This is a genomic window from Chromohalobacter israelensis DSM 3043, from assembly GCF_000055785.1.
GTDB lineage: Bacteria > Pseudomonadota > Gammaproteobacteria > Pseudomonadales > Halomonadaceae > Chromohalobacter > Chromohalobacter israelensis.
The window spans coordinates 2350925-2371329 of record NC_007963.1 but is presented as its reverse complement, the minus strand read 5'-3'; the positions used below and the strand labels follow the sequence as shown (position 1 = coordinate 2371329).

20 protein-coding genes are annotated in these 20405 nt (G+C 62.0%); 14 read left to right on the top strand and 6 right to left on the bottom strand.

Annotation, left to right across the window (positions count from 1 at the left end; translation table 11 throughout):
* Positions 1–2: 2 nt before the first annotated feature.
* From CSAL_RS10690 to CSAL_RS10680, 3 genes are all read right to left on the bottom strand, one after another.
* Entirely contained in the window at positions 3–830 is an 828-nt protein-coding gene (locus tag CSAL_RS10690) for a MetQ/NlpA family ABC transporter substrate-binding protein (protein ID WP_011507399.1), read from the bottom strand.
* A gap of 126 nt (positions 831–956) precedes the next feature.
* Positions 957–1610: a methionine ABC transporter permease gene (locus CSAL_RS10685; protein ID WP_035412204.1), complete on the bottom strand. Its 654-nt coding sequence runs from the start codon at positions 1608–1610 to the stop codon at positions 957–959.
* Entirely contained in the window at positions 1591–2634 is a 1044-nt protein-coding gene (locus CSAL_RS10680) for a methionine ABC transporter ATP-binding protein (RefSeq protein ID WP_011507397.1), read from the bottom strand. The genes CSAL_RS10685 and CSAL_RS10680 overlap by 20 nt, the downstream gene beginning before the upstream one ends.
* A 471-nt stretch (positions 2635–3105) precedes the next feature.
* On the opposite strand from CSAL_RS10680, the gene CSAL_RS10675 reads away from it, so the two are divergent.
* From CSAL_RS10675 to CSAL_RS10620, 12 genes are all read left to right on the top strand, one after another.
* A complete protein-coding gene (locus CSAL_RS10675; RefSeq protein ID WP_011507396.1) occupies positions 3106–3720 on the top strand; it encodes a riboflavin synthase in 615 nt (204 codons plus the stop codon).
* 112 nt (positions 3721–3832) lie between these two features.
* Complete coding sequence (locus tag CSAL_RS10670; RefSeq protein ID WP_011507395.1) at positions 3833–4378, top strand: adenine phosphoribosyltransferase; 546 nt, start codon at positions 3833–3835, stop codon at positions 4376–4378.
* Between the two features lie 57 nt (positions 4379–4435).
* Positions 4436–4924, top strand: coding sequence for a xanthine phosphoribosyltransferase (gpt, locus tag CSAL_RS10665; RefSeq protein ID WP_011507394.1), 489 nt, complete (start codon positions 4436–4438; stop codon positions 4922–4924).
* A gap of 32 nt (positions 4925–4956) precedes the next feature.
* Positions 4957–5646: a uracil-DNA glycosylase gene (gene ung, locus CSAL_RS10660; RefSeq protein ID WP_011507393.1), complete on the top strand. Its 690-nt coding sequence runs from the start codon at positions 4957–4959 to the stop codon at positions 5644–5646.
* Positions 5647–5796: 150 nt separating this feature from the next.
* Entirely contained in the window at positions 5797–6426 is a 630-nt protein-coding gene (gene upp, locus CSAL_RS10655) for a uracil phosphoribosyltransferase (RefSeq protein ID WP_011507392.1), read from the top strand.
* A 360-nt stretch (positions 6427–6786) separates the two neighbouring features.
* A complete protein-coding gene (locus CSAL_RS10650) occupies positions 6787–7875 on the top strand; it encodes an ABC transporter ATP-binding protein (protein WP_011507391.1) in 1089 nt (362 codons plus the stop codon).
* A 1-nt stretch (position 7876) separates the two neighbouring features.
* Entirely contained in the window at positions 7877–8977 is a 1101-nt protein-coding gene (locus CSAL_RS10645) for an ABC transporter ATP-binding protein (RefSeq protein WP_011507390.1), read from the top strand.
* Entirely contained in the window at positions 8970–9848 is an 879-nt protein-coding gene (locus CSAL_RS10640) for a carbohydrate ABC transporter permease (RefSeq protein WP_011507389.1), read from the top strand. The genes CSAL_RS10645 and CSAL_RS10640 overlap by 8 nt, the downstream gene beginning before the upstream one ends.
* A gap of 1 nt (position 9849) precedes the next feature.
* A complete protein-coding gene (locus CSAL_RS10635) occupies positions 9850–10743 on the top strand; it encodes a carbohydrate ABC transporter permease (RefSeq protein WP_043558401.1) in 894 nt (297 codons plus the stop codon).
* A gap of 13 nt (positions 10744–10756) precedes the next feature.
* Positions 10757–11029, top strand: a complete 273-nt coding sequence (locus tag CSAL_RS10630) for a DUF2160 domain-containing protein (protein WP_011507387.1) — start codon at positions 10757–10759, stop codon at positions 11027–11029.
* A 58-nt stretch (positions 11030–11087) separates the two neighbouring features.
* Positions 11088–12830, top strand: a complete 1743-nt coding sequence (locus tag CSAL_RS10625) for an ABC transporter substrate-binding protein (protein WP_043558398.1) — start codon at positions 11088–11090, stop codon at positions 12828–12830.
* A 358-nt stretch (positions 12831–13188) separates the two neighbouring features.
* Positions 13189–14427 carry a uracil-xanthine permease family protein gene (locus tag CSAL_RS10620; protein ID WP_011507385.1) on the top strand — a complete coding sequence of 413 codons (1239 nt, stop codon included), beginning with the start codon at positions 13189–13191 and terminating at the stop codon, positions 14425–14427.
* 24 nt (positions 14428–14451) lie between these two features.
* Here CSAL_RS10620 and CSAL_RS10615 read toward each other — a convergent pair whose 3' ends face one another.
* From CSAL_RS10615 to CSAL_RS10605, 3 genes are all read right to left on the bottom strand, one after another.
* Positions 14452–15039: a cupin domain-containing protein gene (locus CSAL_RS10615; protein WP_011507384.1), complete on the bottom strand. Its 588-nt coding sequence runs from the start codon at positions 15037–15039 to the stop codon at positions 14452–14454.
* A 61-nt stretch (positions 15040–15100) separates the two neighbouring features.
* Positions 15101–17200, bottom strand: coding sequence for a cache domain-containing protein (locus tag CSAL_RS10610; RefSeq protein WP_011507383.1), 2100 nt, complete (start codon positions 17198–17200; stop codon positions 15101–15103).
* Positions 17197–18558: a sigma-54-dependent transcriptional regulator gene (locus tag CSAL_RS10605; RefSeq protein ID WP_011507382.1), complete on the bottom strand. Its 1362-nt coding sequence runs from the start codon at positions 18556–18558 to the stop codon at positions 17197–17199. Before CSAL_RS10605 ends, CSAL_RS10610 begins: the two co-directional genes overlap by 4 nt.
* Positions 18559–18763: 205 nt before the next feature.
* On the opposite strand from CSAL_RS10605, the gene CSAL_RS10600 reads away from it, so the two are divergent.
* Both CSAL_RS10600 and CSAL_RS10595 read left to right on the top strand, forming a co-directional pair.
* On the top strand, positions 18764–19609 hold the full coding sequence (locus CSAL_RS10600; protein ID WP_011507381.1) for an ABC transporter substrate-binding protein: 846 nt from the start codon (positions 18764–18766) through the stop codon (positions 19607–19609).
* Positions 19610–19630: 21 nt separating this feature from the next.
* The gene (locus CSAL_RS10595) at positions 19631–20338 is read left to right on the top strand and encodes an ABC transporter permease (protein WP_011507380.1); all 708 of its coding nucleotides are present in this window, start codon (positions 19631–19633) and stop codon (positions 20336–20338) included.
* The last annotated feature ends 67 nt before the right edge of the window (positions 20339–20405 follow it).

Below are 20405 nucleotides of genomic sequence, written 5' to 3'. Positions count from 1 at the left end.
GGTTACTTCCAGCCGGGAACCGCGGCGCCCTTGAACAGTTCGTCGGCCTTGTCGATGACTGCTTGCGACTGGTAGGCCTTGACCAGGTTCTGGATCGCCTCGTCATCCTGCTTGCCTTCGCGCGTCACGATCAGGTTGACGTAAGGCGATTCGGGACCTTCCTTGATCAGCGCGTCATCGAGGCTGAGGCCCGCCGGCTGCGCGAAGGTGTTGTTGATGAATGCCAGGTCGACATCGGGCAGCACGCGCGGCAATTGCGCGGCTTCGATCTCGCGGAACTCATAGTCATGCGGGTTGTTGCTGATGTCGATCGGCGTGGCTTCGAGATTCTCGGGGTCGTTGAGCTCGATGAGGCCCTCGTTGTGCATCAGGATCAGCGAACGCCCCTCGTTGGACGGGTCGTTGGGCAGCGCTATGCTCGCACCATCCGGGAGGTCGGCGATGTCGTCGTAGCGCTCGGAGTAGGCGCCGATCGGGTAGACGAAGGTCTTGCCGGCGATGGCGAAGTCGTAGCCGCGATCCTCGACCATGCTGTTCAGATAGGGCTCATGCTGAAACGCGTTGGCGTCCAGGCTGCCATCGGCCAGTGCGGCGTTGGGCGAGACGTAGTCGGTGAACTCGACGATCTCGACGTCGAGGCCGTATTCGTCCTTGGCGATCTGCTTGGCGACTTGCATGACGTCCGTTTCCGGGCCGGCCACGGTGCCTACCTTGATCGACTGCGTCTCGGCATCGTCACCGCCGCAGCCGGCGATCAGGCCGGCACCCAGCAGTGCCGCGGCGCCGAGCAGACGCGCGGGGCGTAGAACGTGAGCCAGAGGGGTGTTCATCGTATGTTTCTCCTTGAACGAGGTGGTCTCGCCGGCGGGGAGGGCCGGCTCCCGAAAGCATTTATGCTTTTTTGAGTATAAAAGACGCGCCTATTATAGCTTTGCGTTTTCTGACTGACCACGTGTTCATTTGTGGTCGGCCTTGCGTACCAGGTGGTCGCCGAGGCTCTGGAAGCCTTGCACCATGATCACCAGGATCGCCACGGTGATGAGCATGATCAGGGGATCGAAGCGGTTGTAGCCGTAGCGTATGCCCAGGTCGCCCAGCCCGCCGCCGCCGACGGCGCCGGCCATGGCCGAGTAGCTGACCAGTGTGACGACGGTGATCGTCAGGCCGTTGAGAATGCCGCCCTTGGCTTCCGGCAGCAGGACCTTGGTGATGATCTGGTAGGGCGTCGCCCCCATCGCCTGCGCGGCCTCGATCAGCCCGGGAGGAATCTCGTTCAATGCGCCTTCCACCAGGCGCGCCACGAAGGGAATGGCGGCGATGATGAGCGGGACCACGGCGGCATTGGTGCCGATGGAGCTGCCCACGATCAGGCGCGTGAAGGGAATGATCGCCACCATCAGAATGATGAAGGGAATCGAGCGGCCGATGTTGGTCACGATGGCGAGCACGCGCTGGGCGAATGGCTGCGCCAGGATCTGGCCGGGGCGAGTGACGTACAGCAGCACCCCCAGCGGGATGCCGATCAATGCCGACACCGCCCCCGACAGCGCGACCATATAAAGCGTATCGAGCGTTGCCTCGAGGATCAGTTCAAGCATCGCGCTGGACATGGCCGAGTACCTCCACGTTGATATCGTGTGCTTCGAGTTGCGTGAGTGCCCGCGACGTCGTGTCGGGCGAGCCGATGAGCTCGGCGATCATCAGGCCGAGCGTGCGTCCCTGGATCGACTCCACCTTGGCCTGCAGGATGCTGACGTCGACGCCGCTGTCGCGGGCCAGGCGCGAAATGAGCGGTGTCGCGACCGTGGCGCCGGAGAATGCCAGTCGCACGACAGGGTGGGTGTGAGGACCGGCTGTCTCCTCGAGGCGTTCGACCAGGGCCTGGGGCGGCTCGAGCTCGAGGAAGGCGTTGAGGAAATCACGTCCCAGACGCGTGGCGGGCGCCGTGAAGAAATCGCCGACATCGGCTTCTTCCACCAGTTCGCCGTCGGAGATCAGGCCGACGCGATGGCAGATGCTCTTGACCACTTCCATTTCGTGGGTGATCAGCAGAATGGTCAGGCCCAGCTTGCGGTTGATGTCCTGCAGCAGCTCGAGAATCGAAGCCGTGGTCTGGGGGTCGAGCGCGGAGGTCGCCTCGTCGCACAGCAATACCTTGGGGCGGCTGGCGAGAGCCCGCGCGATGGCCACGCGCTGTTTCTGGCCGCCGGAGAGCTGGGCCGGATACTGTCGCGCCTTGTCGGTCAGCCCGGTCAGGTCGAGCAGTGGCTCGACGCGCTCGCGAATGTCACTCTTCGACACACCCATCAACTCCAGAGGCAGGGCCACGTTATCGAAAACGGTGCGCGAGGCCAGCAGATTGAAGTGCTGGAAGATCATGCCCAGTTGATGACGCGATTGCCGCAATGCCTCGGCATCCTGTCGGGTCAGGTCCTGGCCGTCGACGATGACGCGGCCCGACGTGGGACGCTCGAGCAGATTGACGCAACGTATCAGCGTCGACTTGCCGGCCCCCGAAAGGCCGATGACGCCGTGAATGGCGCCCTGCGGGACGTCAAGGTCGATGTTTTTGAGGGCGTGGACCGCCGTGGGGCCGGCGCCATAGGTTTTGGAGACACCTTCGAGTTTGATCATCGTCTTCGTTCGGGTCGATGCGTTGGACGTCTTGGCCGTCGGCAAGCCAGCGAGCCCTTGTGGGGCAGGGCGAGCCCGGCGTGACGTCGCGTGTGGCAAACCCGTCATTATAGGGCGTCGGGTTGCCGGTGTGGCGGGATTTGTCGGCGGGCCCATAAAAAAAGGCCACCCAGGCGGGTGGCCATCAACGCTGGACACACCCTTTTAGCGGTATTTTCCCGGGACGGACCCGGGAGCGCCCGCAATCTGGGTACAAATCGGCGCTCAAGAATCGGCGAATACTAGGCGGGGCGGCTCTCGTTGTCAACGTGCCTGGGCCAGGTTTTCATGCCATGGCAATTGCCTGGCGAGATGACCTGCCTGGAGGCCGATGTAGAGCATATTTCTCTGCTCGATGTGGGGTGGTCGGCCCATGATATAGTGATGGTCGTCGTGGCCACCGGCTGGTGGCGTATTGGGATAGGAGTCGAGATGTTTACCGGTATCGTGCAGGGAGTGGGAACGTTGGTGGCCGTGGAGGAGGCGACGCAATTCCGCCGCCACGTGGTGGCGTTTCCGGAGGAAATGATTCAGGGGTTGCAGACCGGAGCCTCGGTGGCGCACAACGGCTGCTGCCTGTCCGTGACTCATATCGACGGCAACCGGGTGGCGTTCGACCTGATGCGCGAAACCCTGCGGCTGACCAATCTGGGCGCCCTGGAAGTGGGTGATCGCGTCAATCTCGAACGCGCGGCCCGCGTCGGCGATGAAATCGGCGGCCATGCCATGTCGGGGCACATCCTCTGCCAGGCGGTACTGGATGAGCTGGACGAGGCGCCCAACAACCGCCGTCTGTGGTTCGCGGTGCCGGAAGTACACGCGCGCTTTCTGTTCGAGAAAGGCTATATTGGCGTCGATGGCATCAGTTTGACCATCGGTGCCGTCGACGGCGCGCGCTTCTGCGTCGACTTGATTCCCGAGACCCTGTCGCGCACGACCCTGGGCGAGCGCGTGCTGGGCGAGCGGGTGAACGTCGAGGTCGACCCGCAGACCCAGGCGATCGTCGAGACGGTGGAGCGGGTGCTGGCATCGCGTCGCAGCGAATGAACGAACGCGCGGTCATGCGCTCTCGATTCCTGGCCTGGCATTGGGTACCATTTGCGGCTTTGTCCGCTGCCCGTCGCGGCGCGAGTCGCGAGCATTGCTGATGGAGCCTCAGATGAGCATTTATGGCGATTACATCAAATCGGTCATCCGTACCGTTCCCGATTGGCCCCAGCCGGGCGTCAATTTCCGTGACATCACGCCGGTGCTGCAGAACAGCGCCGCGTTCCGCAAGCTCATCGACAGTTTCGTGCACCGCTATCAGGAACTGAACCTGGATGCGATCGCCGCGATCGATGCGCGCGGTTTCATCATCGGCGCGCCGGTCGCCTATGAGCTGGGCTGCAGCTTCGTGCCGGTGCGCAAGAAAGGCAAGCTGCCGTTCAAGACCATCAGCGAAACCTATACGCTGGAATATGGCGCTTCCACCGTCGAGCTGCATTCCGATGCCTTCCGCGAAGGCGACCGGATCCTGGTGATGGACGATTTGATCGCCACCGGCGGTACCATGCTGGCCGCGGCCTCGCTGATCCAGCGCAGCGGCGGCCAGGTCGTCGAGACCGCGACCATCATCGACCTGCCCGAACTGGGTGGCGCACAGAAGATTCGCGATGCCGGCCACGGTGTATTCGCGGTGTGCACCTTTACCGAAAACGAATGACGCACGCGGGGCGCATCGCGTCCCGCCGGTTTCCTTACGCTTCCGTGTGGCCTACCCATGAGTATCGACCGTTACCATCAGCAATTCACCGTTTCCTGGGACCAGCTGCATCGCGATGTGCGTGCCCTGTGTCACCAGCTCGTCGAACGCGACTTTCAGGGCATCGTCGCGATCACCCGCGGCGGATTGATCCCCGCCGCCCTCATCGCCCGCGAGCTCAATGTGCGCCTGGTCGATACCGTGTGCATCAAGAGCTATGAGCACCAGGATCAAGGCGGTCTGCAGGTCATGAAGGGGATCGATCACGACGGCGCGGGCTGGTTGCTGGTCGATGATCTCGTGGATACCGGCAACACCGCACGCGCGGTGCGCGAGATGCTGCCCGAGGCGCATTTCGTGACCGTGTATGCCAAACCCGAGGGACGTCCTCTGGTCGATCAGTATCTGACCGAAGTGGCGCAGGACTGCTGGATCCAGTTCCCGTGGGACATGGGCGTCGCCTATGTCGAGCCGCTGGTCGATCAGGTGCGTTCGCGCGATTCGTGATCATCCACCGTCAGAGGCAAGGAAGTTCCGCGATGTCACAGGTCTTGCCGGACAGTTGGCAGCATCATCTCGGCCCCGAGTTCGATGCGCCCTACATGCAGGCGTTACGTGATTTCCTGGCGCGCGAAAAAGCCGCGCGCAAGGTCATCTACCCGCATTCCGCACACTGGTTCCGCGCCTTCGAACTGACCCCGCTGGATCAGGTGCGCGTGGTGATTCTGGGCCAGGATCCGTACCACGGGCCTCACCAGGCGCACGGGTTGTGCTTTTCGGTACGCCCGGGCATTCCTGCGCCGCCCTCGCTGCAGAACATCTACAAGGAGTTGGCCCAGGACCTGGGCGTGACACCGGTGCCGCACGGTTTTCTCGAGACCTGGGCGCGACAGGGCGTGTTGCTGCTCAACAGCGTACTCACCGTGGAACAGGGCAATGCCGGCGCTCATCGCGGCCAGGGGTGGGAGACCTTCACCGACCGTGCGATCCAGGTGGTCAACGAACAATGCGAAGGCGTGGTCTTTCTGTTGTGGGGCAGCTATGCCCAGAAGAAAGCCGCGTTCGTCGATCGTCAGAAACATCTGGTCCTGCATGCACCGCATCCCTCGCCGCTGTCGGCGCATCGTGGTTTCTTCGGTCAGCGGCATTTTTCCCAGGCCAATGCTTTCTTGAGCGCTCGCGGCCGGCAAGGCATCGACTGGCAATTGCCGATGCAGCCCGAGGGTTGACGCAGGCAGGACCCGTGCCGCCCTTAACCCGCGCCCCCTGGCGCGCTAGAATACGCGCAAATCCGGATCGTCCCACGTCTCTGCCGCTGCCATTCCCCGGCCGGGACGAGTGAGGTCCGGCTCGTCATCGCCGAAAGGATACCCCCCGACATGAGCGTTCATGCCATTCAACACCCCCTGGTCAAGCACAAGCTGGGCCTGATGCGCGAAGCCGGCATCAGCACCAAGAGCTTTCGTGAACTTGCCAGCGAAGTCGCCAAGCTGCTGACCTACGAAGCGACACAGGATCTCGAGACCCAGAAGACCGAGATTCCGGGGTGGAGCGGCGAGATGCTCGAGGTCGAGTTGCTCAAGGGCAAGAAGGTGACGGTAGTGCCCATCCTGCGCGCCGGTCTGGGCATGCTCGACGGCGTGACCGATCTGATTCCCAGCGCGCGTGTCAGTGTCGTCGGGTTGTATCGCAACGAAGAGACGCTGGAGCCGGTGCCGTATTTCGAAAAGTTCGTCGGCGACCTCGACGAGCGTCTGGCGATCGTCATCGACCCCATGCTGGCCACCGGAGGCTCGATGGTGGCGACTCTGGACATGCTCAAGGCACGGGGATGCCCGCTGGTGAAGGTCATCGTGCTGGTGGCCGCGCCGGAGGGGATTGCTCGGGTGCAGGAGGCTTATCCGGACGTCGAAATCTATACCGCGTCCATCGATGAACGCCTCGACGAGAACGGGTATATCGTCCCTGGGCTCGGGGATGCCGGCGACAAGATCTTCGGCACGCGCTGACATGTGTCGACACGCCCGAATCGGCAGCGCCGAGGCGGGCATGGATTCCTTCCCCCCATCTTCACGTTCCCCCCAGGAAGCAGGGCTGTCGATGCAGCCCTTTGATGTTCGAAAGCGAAAAGATGATTTCCCCTCCCTCGGAAAGCGCTGAATGCCGTTTTTCTCCATGAAGTAGACAAAAGTTCTACTCAGGGTCTTTTTATAGTAAAAACAAAAGGTTGCTAGTATCGGGGCGTGTCGTCGATAGCGCCGGGCGTCATTTTCGATAAATAACATTTGTGTCTGAATTCGAATCTCGACTAACGTGATTTCACACGCCTACGCCGCGTGGTCTCATAACGAATAACAGCCGAGATCCGTATGTCATTGACCCTAGAAAACATCGATCGGGTTGTCGGCGGCGAGACATATATTGCCGACATGAACCTGACGCTCGAGCCGGGATCCTTCAATGTCCTGCTGGGCCGGACGCTGGCAGGTAAAACCACGCTGATGCGCTTGATGGCGGGGCTGGACATGCCGACCCGGGGGCGGGTTCTGATGAATGGAGAGGACGTCACGGGGCGCTCCGTGCGTCATCGTAATGTCTCCATGGTCTATCAGCAGTTCATCAACTATCCCGGCCTGACGGTGTACGAGAACATTGCCTCCCCCCTGCGTCTCGCCAGGGTGGGGCGTGCCGAGCTGGATCGGCGAGTGCGAAGCATCGCCGAAATGCTGCACATGGAGCCCTTTCTCGATCGCTTGCCTCTGGAGCTTTCCGGTGGTCAGCAGCAGCGCACGGCCATGGGGCGCGCTCTGGTCAAGGATGCCGATGTGGTGCTGTTCGACGAGCCGCTGGTCAATCTGGACTACAAGCTTCGCGAGGAATTCCGCGAGGAACTGCGCGCCGTATTCAGCGAGCGCAAATGCATAGCCGTCTATGCCACTACCGAGCCTGCCGAAGCCCTTGCTCTGGGCGGCAATACGGCAGTGCTGCATGAAGGCAGGCTTCTGCAATATGGACGCACCGACGAGGTCTATCATCGTCCGCGTGACATCAAGGCCGCCGAGATGTTCTCGGAACCCCCCATCAATGTCGTCAAGGGTTTTATCTCGAGTACGAAAATCAGCTTCGGGGACAGCCTCCACTTTTCCATCGGAGACGACCTGCGACATTTAAAACAGGGGGAATATCGGTTTGGCATTCGTGCCTCGCATATTTCCCTGACTCCCCGGACCCCGAACGACATCGAAGTTGCCATGACCGTCGATCTGGCTGAAATCAGTGGTTCGGAGACTTTTCTGCATGTGCATAACGAGCATTTTTACATGACGGTACATCTCGAAGGCGTGCACGAGTTTGACGTTGATGCGCCAGTCACGCTCTATTTCTCGGTACATAAACTGTATGTCTTCGACCGCGATGGCGGAGTGGCACATATCCCGGCGCACCTGGGGGGAGTCTGACATGGCCGAGATCACGCTCAAGTCCCTGGCGCATAGTTATTCGAAGAATCCCGCAACAGCACAGGATTATGCCATACGCGAGATGAATCATGTCTGGCATCAGGGCGGTGCCTATGCGCTGCTTGGCCCTTCGGGGTGTGGCAAGTCGACCATGCTCAATATCATTTCAGGCTTGCTCGAGCCATCGAACGGCGAGGTGCTCTTCGATGGCAAGGTTGTCAATTCGTTGCCGCCAGAAGAACGCAATATTGCCCAGGTTTTTCAGTTTCCTGTCATCTACGACACCATGACGGTATACGACAACCTGGCATTTCCATTGCGTAACATGAAAACGCCGGAAGCTCGTGTTCATGAACGTGTCATGGAAGTGGCCGATGTACTGGAGTTGACGCCCCAGCTCAAGCGCAAGGCCAAGAATTTGAATGCCGATGAGAAACAGAAAGTTTCCATGGGGCGAGGTCTGGTACGCGATGATGTGTCGGCGATCCTGTTTGATGAGCCGCTGACGGTCATCGACCCCCAGCTCAAGTGGAAGCTGCGGCGCAAGCTCAAGGAAATTCACCATCGCTTCCGCATCACGATGGTCTATGTGACCCACGACCAGCTAGAGGCGTCGACGTTCGCTGACAAGATAGCCGTGATGTACGAGGGGCAGGTCGTGCAGTTCGGCACCCCCCGAGAGTTGTTCGAGACGCCAAACCACACCTTTGTCGGCTACTTCATCGGTAGCCCGGGAATGAATTTTCTAGACGTCACGGTACGTGATGGCAAGGTGTTTTCCGGTGAGGCGCCGCTTTTAGTCGACAAGCGAGTTTACGACGGCATCGCGCGTGCCACCTCTGACAACGTCAAGCTGGGAATTCGCCCCGAGTTCATCGAGGTGCACCAGGAGCCGGTCGAGGACGGCATGGCAGTGAAGGTGGAGCATGCCCAGGATCTGGGGACCTATTCGATCGTGTATGCCTCACTCGGTGGTATCTCGCTGAAGGCGCGTGTCGAGGAAGATCAGATAACGCCGGTCGATAAAGCCTGGCTACGCTTCCCGAGCGAGAAGATCGGGTTATATGTCGATGACTTCCGGGTGGAGCTTCCTCATGAATAAAGTCTACAACAACCGCGCCTGGTGGTTGATCCTGCCGATGCTCCTGCTGGTGGCCTTCTCGGCGATCATTCCGCTGATGACGGTGGTCAATTATTCGGTGCAAGACGTTTTCGATGCCCACACGCGCTTTTTCACGGGCACCGAATGGTTCGTGAAGATGCTCAACGACCCCGTGCTGCAGGGGGCACTGCTTCGCCAGTTCGCGTTTTCGCTGACCATCCTGGCTATCGAGGTGCCGCTGGGGATCGGCATTGCCCTGCTCATGCCCAAGCGGGGATGGCAGGCATCGGTGGTCCTCATTCTGGTCACCATGCCGCTCTTGATCCCCTGGAACGTGGTGGGAAGCATCTGGCAGCTGTTCACCCGAGGCGATATCGGCCTGATGGGATGGAGCCTGCGGGAGCTTGGGTATGGCTACAACATCACGGCGAGCCCCGTGGATGCCTGGGCAACGATCATCCTGATGGATGTCTGGCACTGGACCCCGCTGATCGCGTTGCTCTGTTACAGCGGGTTGCGCTCGATCCCGGACGCCTACTATCAAGCAGCGCGCATCGACCGTGCCTCGAAATGGTCCGTCTTTCGCTACATTCAACTGCCCAAGCTGACCAATGTCCTGGTGATCGGCGTGCTGCTGCGTTTCATGCATTCCTTCATGATCTATGCCGAGCCCTTCGTGCTCACTGGCGGGGGGCCTGGCAGCTCCACCACCTTCCTCAGCCAGTCGTTGACCACCATGGCCATCGGTCAGCAGGATCTCGGCCCCTCCGCCGCCTTCTCGCTGATCTACTTCCTGATCATTCTGCTGGTCACCTGGGTGTTCTACACCGCGATCATGAACATGCAAAAAGATGACAACAAGGGGGCATGACATGAGCCACACATCACCCACAACGCCCGAAGCCGTGCGCCAGCGTGCAGCGGAAGCCGACAATCGACGGCGTCGCAAGGCTCGTCCGGCTTCTCGGCAGTGGCGTCGCCGGGGACTGATGGCAGCCTATCTCGTGTTCGTGCTGCTGCCGATCTATTGGCTGCTGAACATGTCCTTTCAGTCAAACGCCGAGATTCTCGGGGGGCTGACCTTGTGGCCCGAGAACTTCACGGTCGAGCACTATGCCAAGATTCTGACCGAATCCAGCTGGTACATGGGATACGTGAACTCGATCATCTATGTGCTGATGAACATGGTGATCAGCATCGCGGTGGCGTTGCCGGCTGCTTATGCCTTCAGTCGTTATCAGTTCATAGGCGACAAGCATTTGTTCTTCTGGCTGTTGACCAACCTGATGGCGCCGCCGGCCGTGTTCTTGCTGCCGTACTTTCAGCTTTACTACACCGTCGGGTTGTTCGATACGCACGTGGCGGTCGCGTTGGCACATTGCTTGTTTAACATCCCGCTGGCCGTATGGATCCTGGAGGGGTTCATGAGCGGGGTGCCCAAGGAAATTGACGAGACAGCCTTCATCGATGGCTACAGCTTTCCGCGCTTTTTCATAAAGATATTCATTCCCATGATCAGTTCGGGAATCGGGGTCACCCTGTTTTTCCTGTTCATGTTCTCCTGGGTGGAGCTGCTTCTGGCGAGCACGCTTACTTCCACAGGCGCCCAGCCCATCGCGTCGGTGATGACCCAGACCAAGGGAGCCTCGGGGATCGATTGGGGGACATTGGCTGCCGCCGGTGCCTTGACCATTCTGCCCGGCATCATAGTGGTCTACTTCGTACGCAATCACATTGCCAAGGGCTTTGCCCTGGGCCGTACCTGAGGAGGACGGTGACATGGACTGGATGGTCTGGACCACGCCCACCACAATCTTCTTTGCCGTGATCGCGGCCCTGCTCGCCGGTATGACGGCATGGGAAGTCGTTTCGCCGACCATCGAGCGCAAGGGCTTCTTGCCAATCTCGACGACGCGTGGTGATCGCCTTTTCATCGCGCTGCTGTCGGCTGCCTATATTCACCTGATAGTGATCGGGTTTACACCGTTCAGTATTTGGCTGGCTCTGGGCGTGTCGGTGCTGTGGTTGTTGATACTGATGCGCTGGGGATAAAGGTAATGCATGGAGCGAAATGTCCAGGACGGGACGACAACAAAACCACGAGGTCAATATGAAACATACAACAATGCGACTCTCTCTACTCGCGGCTGGCGTGATGCTGGCAAGCGGGGGACTGCACGCCGATGATCAAGATACTCGCGCCATCGCCGAGCGCCTGGTCGATGAGCACTTCCAGGAGTCGACGCTGACACGCGAAGAGCAGATCGAGGAATTGATGTGGTTCGCCAAGGCGGCCGAGCCTTTTAGAGGCATGGATATCAACACGGTGGCGGAAGGCTTGACCACGCACATCTACGAGCGGGATGTGCTGGCCGACGCGTTCACCGAGCTGACGGGTATCGAGGTGACGCACAACATCATCGGCGAGGGGGATGTCGTCAACAACATGCAGACCCAGATGCAGTCGGGTCGCAATATCTATGACGGCTACGTCAACGATACCGACTCCATCGGTACGCACATTCGCTACGGCACCACCATCAATCTTTCCGACGCCATGGAAAACGAGTGGGCCGACTATACGTTGCCGACCCTGGATCTCGATGACTTCATCGGCCTGCAGTATGGCACCGGTCCGGATGGCAGCGTCTATCAATTGCCGACCCAGCAGTTCGCCAATCTCTACTGGTTCCGCTATGACTGGTTCCAGCGCGAGGATCTGCAGAAGCAGTTCCGTGAGCTCTATGGCTACGACCTGGGCGTGCCGACCAACTGGACTGCCTACGAAGACATCGCCGAGTTCTTCACCGAGCATGTCGGCGAGATCGATGGCGAGAAGGTCTATGGCCACATGGACTATGGTCGTCGCGATCCCTCGCTGGGCTGGCGTTTCCACGACTCCTGGCTCTCCATGGCGGGCATGGGCAGCCCCGGCGTACCGTTCGGCAATCCGGTGGACGACTGGGGGATTCGCGTCAACGAGCAGAGCCAGCCGGTCGGGGCCAGCGTGTCGCGTGGCGGGGCCACCAATTCCCCGGCCTCGGTGTTCGCCGTCACCAAGATGGTCGATTGGCTCGACAAGTATGCCCCACCCGAAGCCAGCGGCATGACCTTTGGCGAAGCCGGCCCCGTGCCGGCCCAGGGCAATGTCGCGCAGCAGATCTTCTGGTACACCGCTTTCACGGCCGACATGACCGACCCTGAACTGCCGGTCACCGATGAAGAGGGCAACCCCAAGTGGCGCATGGCGCCGTCCCCGACAGGGCCTTACTGGGAAGAGGGTATGAAGGTCGGTTATCAAGACGTGGGGGCCTGGACCTTCTTCGACTCGACGCCTGAGGATCGTCGCACGGCTGCCTGGCTGTTCGCCCAGTTCACCGTCTCCAAGACAGTGTCGCTGGAAAAGCTGATGGCGGGGCTGACGCCGATCCGCGAATCGGACATCTTCTCCGAACAGATGACCGAGATGGCTCCCAAGCTGGGCGGTCTGGTGGAATTCTATCGTAGCCCGAACGAATCCAACTGGACGCCGTCCTCCACCAACGTGCCGGACTACCCGCGCATGGCGCCGCTGTGGTGGCAGAACCTGTCGCCGGCGGTCAGTGGCGATATCTCGCCCAAGGAGGCGCTCGACAACCTGGCCAGGGATCTCGACAACATCATGGCGCGCCTGGCGCGAGCCAAGGTCTTCGATACCTATGCGCCCAACCTGAACGAGGAGCGTGATCCGCAGTACTGGCTCGATCAGCCGGGTTCGCCGAAACCGAAGCTCGACGACGAGATGCCGCAGGGCAAGACGGTTCCCTATGACGAAATGATGGAGGCGTGGATGGCCGCCGGTTCTCGCGAATGATGACGGGGCGGATCACCTGATCCGCCCGCCATCGCCCCGGATATTGCCGGGGTCGCTCAAGATCGTGCCGGCGGTTGTCTGAACGAGGCTGAGGCCCCGCTCGATGTGTATCGAGCGGGGCTCTTTGCTTGGAAGGGGAGCATATCCATCCGGACGGCACCGCAATGGCAGGGCCCGGTCAGCTCTTCGGTATGCGTGCCACGCGTCCATTCGTGCGTGGGACGGCCACGACGGCATGGGAAAACGGTGATTCGCTGCTGGCTGCTTCTCAACTGGCCTGACCAGGCTGCGATTCAACGACCAGGGTTGCTAGAATGCCGCGCGTGCGCTTCTCCCCCCCAATGCCAGGAGTCTCCCGATGACCACCGACGATACGGCAACCATGCCGACCGACACCCCGCTACGCACCTTGATCACGGGGGCGCAGATGCTGTTCGTGGCCTTCGGTGCGCTGGTGCTGGTGCCCTTGCTGACGGGACTGGATCCCAGCGTGGCCTTGTTCACGGCGGGCATCGGCACGCTGCTCTTCCAGTTCGTCACCCAGCGCAGCATTCCGGTGTTCCTGGCATCGTCGTTCGCCTTCATCGCGCCCATTCAAGGGTCGGTGGCCAGCTACGGCATTCCTGCCACATTGGGTGGCCTGTTCGTGGCCGGGCTGGTGTACGTGGCAATCTCGCAGATCGTGCGCTTGAAGGGGACGGCCTGGCTGCATCGCCTGCTGCCCTCGGTCGTGGTGGGGCCGGTGATCATGGTGATCGGCCTGGCCCTGGCGCCGGTCGCGGTGGACATGGCCACCGGACAGAACAGCGACATGGGCTATGGCCAGGCCATCACGCTGTCGATGGTCAGTCTGCTGGTCACCCTGGTACTGGCGGTATTCGGGCGCGGCCTGATCCGTCTGATTCCGATCATGGGCGGGATCGTGGTCGGCTATGCACTGGGCCTGGCGATGGGCGTGATCGATCTCTCGCCGGTGCACGACGCCGCCTGGCTGGCATTGCCGGATTTCGTGGCCCCGACCTTCAATCTCGCGGCGATCCTGTTCATGATTCCGGTGGCCATCGCGCCGGTGATCGAGCACATCGGCGACATGGTCGCGATCGGTTCGGTGACGCGTCGCAATTATCTGGAGAAGCCCGGTCTGCAGCGGACCTTGCTGGGCGACGGTCTGGCCACTGCGGTGGCGGCATTGTTCGGGGGACCGCCCAACACCACGTACTCGGAAGTGACCGGGGCGGTGACGCTGACCCGCAACTTCAATCCCGTGATCATGATCGTCGCGGCTTGCACGGCCATCGTGCTGGCCTTCGTCTCCAAGCTGGGCATGTTGCTGCAGACCATCCCCACGCCGGTGATGGGAGGCATCATGACGTTGCTGTTCGGCTCCATCGCCGTAGTGGGGATGAATTCCCTGGTACGCGGCGGGCAGTCATTGACGGCGCCACGCAACCTGGTCGTGGTGTCGTTGATCCTGGTGTTCGGTATCGGTGGCATGCAGCTCGGCAGTGGCGAATACGCCCTGCAGGGCGTGAGCCTGGCCGCCCTGGTCGGCATCGTCCTCAACTGGGTGCTTCCGCCCGCCGCCACCCACGAGTAAGGCGAACGCGGCCGTCAGGCACGGTCAACGGCGATGGTGCGTGCTGGCGCCGCCCTCCGAGAATCCCGGCGGCGTGTTGGCACTGACGATGACGCAGTCGCCATCGCCGGGGTTGCGGAAGCGGTGGGGCAGGCGGGAGTCGAAATAGTAAGCATCGCCCGCATGCAGGCATTGCGTATCGCCGTTCACGGTGAGTTCGATACTGCCGGCGATGACGACGCCGCCTTCTTCCCCTTCGTGCTCGAGCATTTCCTCGCCGGTATCGGCACCGGGCGGGTAATGTTCGTGGATGATCGACATGCCTCGACTGGGATGACGCGCCGCCACCAGGCGCCAGGAAAGATTGCCGTCGCCGATCTCGGTGAGCTCCTCGGCACGATAGAAGAATTTTTCTTGCGGGCTGGTCTCCTCGCCGGCAAAAAACTCGCTGATCGAGACCGGCATGGCATCGAGAATCTTCTTCAGCGAACTGACCGAGGGGCTGACGTTGTTCTGTTCGATGAGAGAGATGGTGCTGTTGGTCACGCCGGCGCGTTTGGCCAACTCGCGTTGCGACAGGTCACGCAACTTGCGCAACTGCTTGAGACGTGCACCGACGTCGAATCCACTCATGAAGGTTCCTTGGCATGCTGTGAGACGTTGCGGGCCATGATAGCGGGTCGGCGCGCCAAGCTTAACTGCCGCGTGACGACGGCGCGGTGGCATCGCTGAGAGAGTCGAGCAACTTGCGGGTCGTGGCCTCCTCTGCGCCGCTGGGTGCTGCCCGGCATGGCAGCCAGACATGGAAGATCGTGCCGCGGCCCGGCCTCGAGGCGACACCTATGTCTCCCCCGCTGCGACGCACGATGCCGGCACTGATCGCCAGGCCCAGGCCGGAGCCGGCCTCGCGGGTGGTGAAGAACGGGTCGAAGATGCGCTGGCGGACTGCCTTGGACATGCCCGGTCCCGGATCGGCGACGCGGATTTCCACGCCGTCGAGGTCGCCGCGTCCCGGCACCTCGCGCACGCTGTCGCGCGTGACGAGGTGAATGGTCACCGGCGCGGTGCTGGCCTGGGCGGCGTTGAGCAGCAGGTTGATCAACACTTGCTGCAGCTGACCACGATGACATTCGACCGGCCGCGTGGCATGCAGGGCGCTCACCAGCCGGTGACCATGCTTGTCGAGCGCGTGGCGGACGAGGACTTCGGTGTCCGCGGCGATGGCATTGATGTCCTCGGCGCGGAACGCCGGTTCCTGACCGCCGCCGGCGCGCGAGTATTGCAGCAGATTGTCGATCAGCGCGCGGATGCGTTCGACCTGCGCGATGATGGTGTCCACCTCGTCGCGTACCGGGGCCACGTCGGGCCCCAGCGTATCGGCAATGAGTTCCACGTGCCCGAGTATCACCGCCGCGGGATTGTTGATCTCGTGCGCGATGCCGGCGGTCAATTCGCCCAGGGCCGCGAGCTTTTCCTGGGTCATGAGGCTGGCCCGTGCCTGCTTGAGCAAGGCCACGTGCTCCTCGAGCGCGCGGGTTTTTTCGGTCAGCGAGTGCGTGCGGCTCTGAACGCGACGCTCGAGCGTCTGGGCGGCGCGTTCCAGGGCATGCTGGTGTTCGTCCAGCCGGTCGAGCATGGCATCGAATTCCTGCGCCAGCTCGGCCAGTTCGTCCTGGCTGTCGAGATGCCCGATACGCAACTGACGGCCTTCACGGATGCCGTGAATCACGCGGTGCATCCGGCGCACGGGGCTGGCGAGGGTATCCACGCCGCGAATCACCATCAAGCCGGAGATCAGCATGATCACGGCCAGGACGCCGCCGATCTGGAGCAGCGTTTCGCGGTACAGACGCTGGTACGGCGTCAGGGGGAAGCCGGCGTAGATCATGCCGATGCGTTGACCGGTCAGCGAGGCAAGGGGCGCATAGGCCGCCACGTACCACCCGCTGACCACGAAGGCGTTGTCGATGAAGCGTTCGCCGCGCGCCAGCACCTGCTCGCTGACGGGCTGCGAGACGCGAGTGCCCAGGGCGCGCTCGCCGTTGGCCAGGCGCACGTTGGTAGCGATGCGCACATCGTCGAGAAACAGGGTCACGCTGCCCGTGGTGCCCTCGGGCAGCGTGCCGGGTCCGTAGACCAGGTCGCGAATCTCGTCGACCGGCCCGGCGTCGCCATTGAGCAGGCGGCCGCCGTCCAGCAGCAGGCGCAGATGGCCCTGGGCGTCACGCAAGGGCGTCAGCGTGCGCAGCACCATGCCGCGCGTTTCATGCCGTCGTTCGCTCGGGACTGCCTGCGGAGTCTCGCGCAGCGGCAGGCGTGCGCGCTCGGCCAGACCCGGTGCCAGTGTCTCGAGCCGTGAGGCACTGAGCACGTCCAGACCGGAAATGCCGCTGCCGTCATCGGGCGGTTGCAGGCGGCGTTGCAACTGCGGGTCGCCATCGAGCATGTCGGGGGAAACCACGCGGAGCCAGTCCAGTTGCATCGCACGCTGGGTTTCATCGAGCAGGGCATCGAGCGATTGCGTGCCATCCCCTTGCAGCGACGAGGCCAGGGCATGACTGCGCGCGAGTTCTTCCAGGCGTGCCTGCTGTTGCTGACTCAAGCTGTCTAGCACGCGTGAGGCGACGGCCAGGTCGGCACGAACTTTCATGTACAGCTGGCGGTCGTTGTACGTGGAGGTCCAGTAGGCGGTGAGCCCGGCGAGCGCCAATGCCAGCAGGACCAGCGGCGCGAAGGCCAGCCATAGCAGGCGGCGACGGATCGAGGCGCGCAACCAGCGGCGCAGGCCGTTCATGCGTCGAGGTCTTGCCAGGCGGTGAGCTTGCGATCGAGCGTCTTGCGCGACACGCCGAGCGCGCGAGCGGCACTGGACTTGTTGTTGGCGTGCGCGTCCAGCACGTTGAGGATATGCGCTCGTTCGACGGCGTCCAGAGTCCAGTCCGTGGGGTAGCCGTCGGCGTTGAGGTTGGTTTCGGCAACGACGGCATCATCGAACATGTCGCTCGGCAATTGGCCGAGCAGGATGCAGCGTTCGATGAAGTTCTTGAGCTCGCGGATGTTGCCCGGCCAGGAATAATGCGTCAGGCGCTCGAGGTCGGCATGCTGCCACGGCAGGGCGTCGAGTCCCAGGTCGCGGGACAACTGTCGCGAGAAATGATGTGCCAGAGCGGGTATGTCTTCGGGACGTTCGCGCAACGCCGGCAACGGTAGTGTCAGCACGTTGAGGCGAAAATACAGGTCCTCGCGGAAGCGACCCTCGTTGACCTCATGCTGCAGATTGCGATGCGTGGCCGCGACGATGCGCACATCCACCGGCTGTTCCTGCTCGCTGCCCACCGGACGGATGCGCTTGCTTTCGAGCACCCGCAACAGCTTGGCCTGCATGGCCAGCGGCATTTCGGCGATTTCGTCGAGGAAGAGAGTGCCACCGTCGGCATAGGTGAAAAGCCCTTCACGGGTCTTCACCGCGCCGGTGAACGCGCCCCTGGTGTGTCCGAACAGCTCCGATTCCAGCAAGTCGCCGGCGATGGCGCCGCAGTTTAGCGGTACGAAGGCGCCGAAACGTCCCGACAGGCGATGCAGGTCGCGGGCCACGAGCTCCTTGCCGGTGCCCGACTCGCCATAGATCAAGACCGCCGAGGGAGTAGGCGCCACGCGCTCGATGATCGTCCTGACCCGTGCCATGGCCTGACTGTCGCCGATCATGCTCTCGTCGGGACTGTGCAGACGTTGCGCCTCGCGCTTGAGAACGAAGTTCTCGCGTGCCAGTCGGCGCTGGGCCAGGCAGCGATCGACGGCGCTTTGCAGCTGTTCCAGCCGGAACGGCTTGATGATGAAGTCGCTGGCGCCGGCGCGTAATGCCTTCACCGCAATGTCGAGATCGGCGTAGGCCGTCATGAAAATGATGTCGCTGCGCCGCTCGGGGCCGAGTGCCTCGTGCCACTCGATGCCGGAGCGGTCGGGGAGCCGGATGTCGACCAGCAGCAGATCGAAGTGCAGCCGTTGACGCAGGGCCTCCGCCGCGGTGAGCGAATCGGCGGTTTCGATCAGCGCGAATCGCGACGCCAACGCCTTGCTCAGATAGCTACGCATGCCGGGCTCGTCATCGACGATCAGCACGGAGGCGGTAGGCAATTCGGTGGATGCGGTCATGGGCGGCATTCCCTACGCGACGGGACAGTATGTCTCGTCATTGGGTCAATTTGTTACATTTGGTGCGCGGCAAGATTATTTTCATGGTAAAAGGCGCGACGCAATCCGGCAATTGTCGCCGTTTTATCGCGATGGGTCACGTCAGGCATGCCACTTGCAAGAAGACGTGGGCACGTTCCTGAAAGCACATATACGAGGAGTTCCCATGCTGAAACGTCGACTCTCGCTGATCGCTGCCTTGGCGCTCTCCTGCCTGTTGGTACCGGTGGCCCAGGCAGCCGACACCGTGCGGCTGGCAACCACGACCAGTACCTACAATTCCGGCCTGCTTGACTACCTGCTGCCCAAGTTCGAAGCCGATCATCCCTACCAGATCCAGGTCATTCCGGTGGGAACCGGCAAGGCGCTGCGCCTGGGGCGCGATGGGGACGTCGACCTGGTGTTGACGCACGCTCCTGCCGCGGAAAAAGCCTTCGTCGATGCCGGCTATGGTGTCGAACCGCACGGTGTGATGTACAACGACTTCGTGATCGTGGGGCCGACCGACGATCCCGCAGGGATCGCCGGGGGCGATGATGCCACCCAGGCATTTGCCACGCTCGCCGAGGACGATGCGCTTTTCGTCTCGCGCGGTGACGATTCGGGCACCGACAAGAAAGAGAAGATCCTGTGGGAGCAAGCCGGCGTGACGCCCGATTTCGATGGCTTTCGTGCCGCCGGGCAAGGCATGGGGGAAGTGCTGAGGATGGCCAGCGAACTGCAGGGCTACACGCTGACCGATCGTGGCACCTGGCTGGCGATGCAGGACAAGCTGGATCTCGAGATCATGGTCGAGGGCGACACACAGCTGTTCAATCCCTACCAGGTCATCCTGGTCAATCCCGAACGCTATGACGATCTCAATACCGAGGGCGCGCGGGCGCTTGCCGAATGGTTGATTTCCGATGAAGGCCAGTCCCTGATCGATGGTTTCCGCCTCAACGGCAAGGTGCTGTTCCACGCCAGCGCCGGAGAGGACGTCGATCCGGAAAGCGTCGCTAACCAGGAATAACCAGGCCACCCGGAGGCGTCGATGGATGAACTCATGGTAACGGCCGGGGAGGCGTTGCGGCTCTTGGTCTCGTTCGACCCCGCGCTGTGGGAAATCATCGGCGTCTCGTTCCGGGTATCGTTGACGGCGATCCTGGTGTCGTTGCCTCCCTCGCTGCTGTTGGCGCTGCTGCTGGCACGCGTCTCGTTTCCGGGGCGCTGGCTGGCGATCTCGGTGGTCAACACCTTGATGGCCGTTCCCACCGTGGTGGTGGGATTGGTCCTGTTCATGCTGTTGTCACGCAGTGGGCCGCTGGGAGAGCTGCGGCTGCTGTTCACGCAAAGAGCCATGATCATCGGTCAGATCCTGCTGGCCATGCCGATCCTGACAGCCATGCTGCACAGCACGTTCCAGAGTCTCGATCAGCGTGCCTGGGAGACGGCCCGCCTTTTGGGGGCGAGCTGGTTCCAGGCCTTGTGGATGCTGATTCGGGAGGCACGCTTCGGCGTCATTGCCGCCTTGCTGGCGGCCTTCGGGCGGATCATCGCCGAGGTGGGCAGCGCCGTGATGATCGGCGGCAACATCGAGCACTTCACCCGAACCATCACGACCGCCATCGCACTGGAAACGCTCAAGGGCGAGTTTGCCCAGGGGTTGGCCCTGGGGCTGGTGCTTCTGTTGCTGGCCTTGTTGCTCAATGTGCTGCTGGGCGTCATGCGAGGGCGAGGACAGCAGACCGTGAGTGTCTGAGCTGTCCGCGCAGACGGGGCGGTGCGTGCAGGATGCCGCTGAACGCAAGGCGTCGAAGAAGACGAAA

Bases quoted from the DNA above. Each gene is read 5' to 3' on its own strand.
- CSAL_RS10650 (WP_011507391.1), top strand. From the start codon at position 6,787: ATGTCATTGACCCTAGAAAACATCGATCGGGTTGTCGGCGGCGAGACA.
- CSAL_RS10600 (WP_011507381.1), top strand. From the start codon at position 18,764: ATGCTGAAACGTCGACTCTCGCTGATCGCTGCCTTGGCGCTCTCCTGC.
- CSAL_RS10680 (WP_011507397.1), bottom strand. From the start codon at position 2,634: ATGATCAAACTCGAAGGTGTCTCCAAAACCTATGGCGCCGGCCCCACG.
- upp (WP_011507392.1), top strand. From the start codon at position 5,797: ATGAGCGTTCATGCCATTCAACACCCCCTGGTCAAGCACAAGCTGGGC.
- CSAL_RS10630 (WP_011507387.1), top strand. From the start codon at position 10,757: ATGGACTGGATGGTCTGGACCACGCCCACCACAATCTTCTTTGCCGTG.
- gpt (WP_011507394.1), top strand. From the start codon at position 4,436: ATGAGTATCGACCGTTACCATCAGCAATTCACCGTTTCCTGGGACCAG.
- CSAL_RS10635 (WP_043558401.1), top strand. From the start codon at position 9,850: ATGAGCCACACATCACCCACAACGCCCGAAGCCGTGCGCCAGCGTGCA.
- CSAL_RS10640 (WP_011507389.1), top strand. From the start codon at position 8,970: ATGAATAAAGTCTACAACAACCGCGCCTGGTGGTTGATCCTGCCGATG.
- CSAL_RS10595 (WP_011507380.1), top strand. From the start codon at position 19,631: ATGGATGAACTCATGGTAACGGCCGGGGAGGCGTTGCGGCTCTTGGTC.
- ung (WP_011507393.1), top strand. From the start codon at position 4,957: ATGTCACAGGTCTTGCCGGACAGTTGGCAGCATCATCTCGGCCCCGAG.
- CSAL_RS10620 (WP_011507385.1), top strand. From the start codon at position 13,189: ATGACCACCGACGATACGGCAACCATGCCGACCGACACCCCGCTACGC.
- CSAL_RS10685 (WP_035412204.1), bottom strand. From the start codon at position 1,610: ATGTCCAGCGCGATGCTTGAACTGATCCTCGAGGCAACGCTCGATACG.
- CSAL_RS10690 (WP_011507399.1), bottom strand. From the start codon at position 830: ATGAACACCCCTCTGGCTCACGTTCTACGCCCCGCGCGTCTGCTCGGC.
- CSAL_RS10675 (WP_011507396.1), top strand. From the start codon at position 3,106: ATGTTTACCGGTATCGTGCAGGGAGTGGGAACGTTGGTGGCCGTGGAG.
- CSAL_RS10610 (WP_011507383.1), bottom strand. From the start codon at position 17,200: ATGAACGGCCTGCGCCGCTGGTTGCGCGCCTCGATCCGTCGCCGCCTG.
- CSAL_RS10670 (WP_011507395.1), top strand. From the start codon at position 3,833: ATGAGCATTTATGGCGATTACATCAAATCGGTCATCCGTACCGTTCCC.
- CSAL_RS10625 (WP_043558398.1), top strand. From the start codon at position 11,088: ATGAAACATACAACAATGCGACTCTCTCTACTCGCGGCTGGCGTGATG.
- CSAL_RS10645 (WP_011507390.1), top strand. From the start codon at position 7,877: ATGGCCGAGATCACGCTCAAGTCCCTGGCGCATAGTTATTCGAAGAAT.
- CSAL_RS10615 (WP_011507384.1), bottom strand. From the start codon at position 15,039: ATGAGTGGATTCGACGTCGGTGCACGTCTCAAGCAGTTGCGCAAGTTG.
- CSAL_RS10605 (WP_011507382.1), bottom strand. From the start codon at position 18,558: ATGACCGCATCCACCGAATTGCCTACCGCCTCCGTGCTGATCGTCGAT.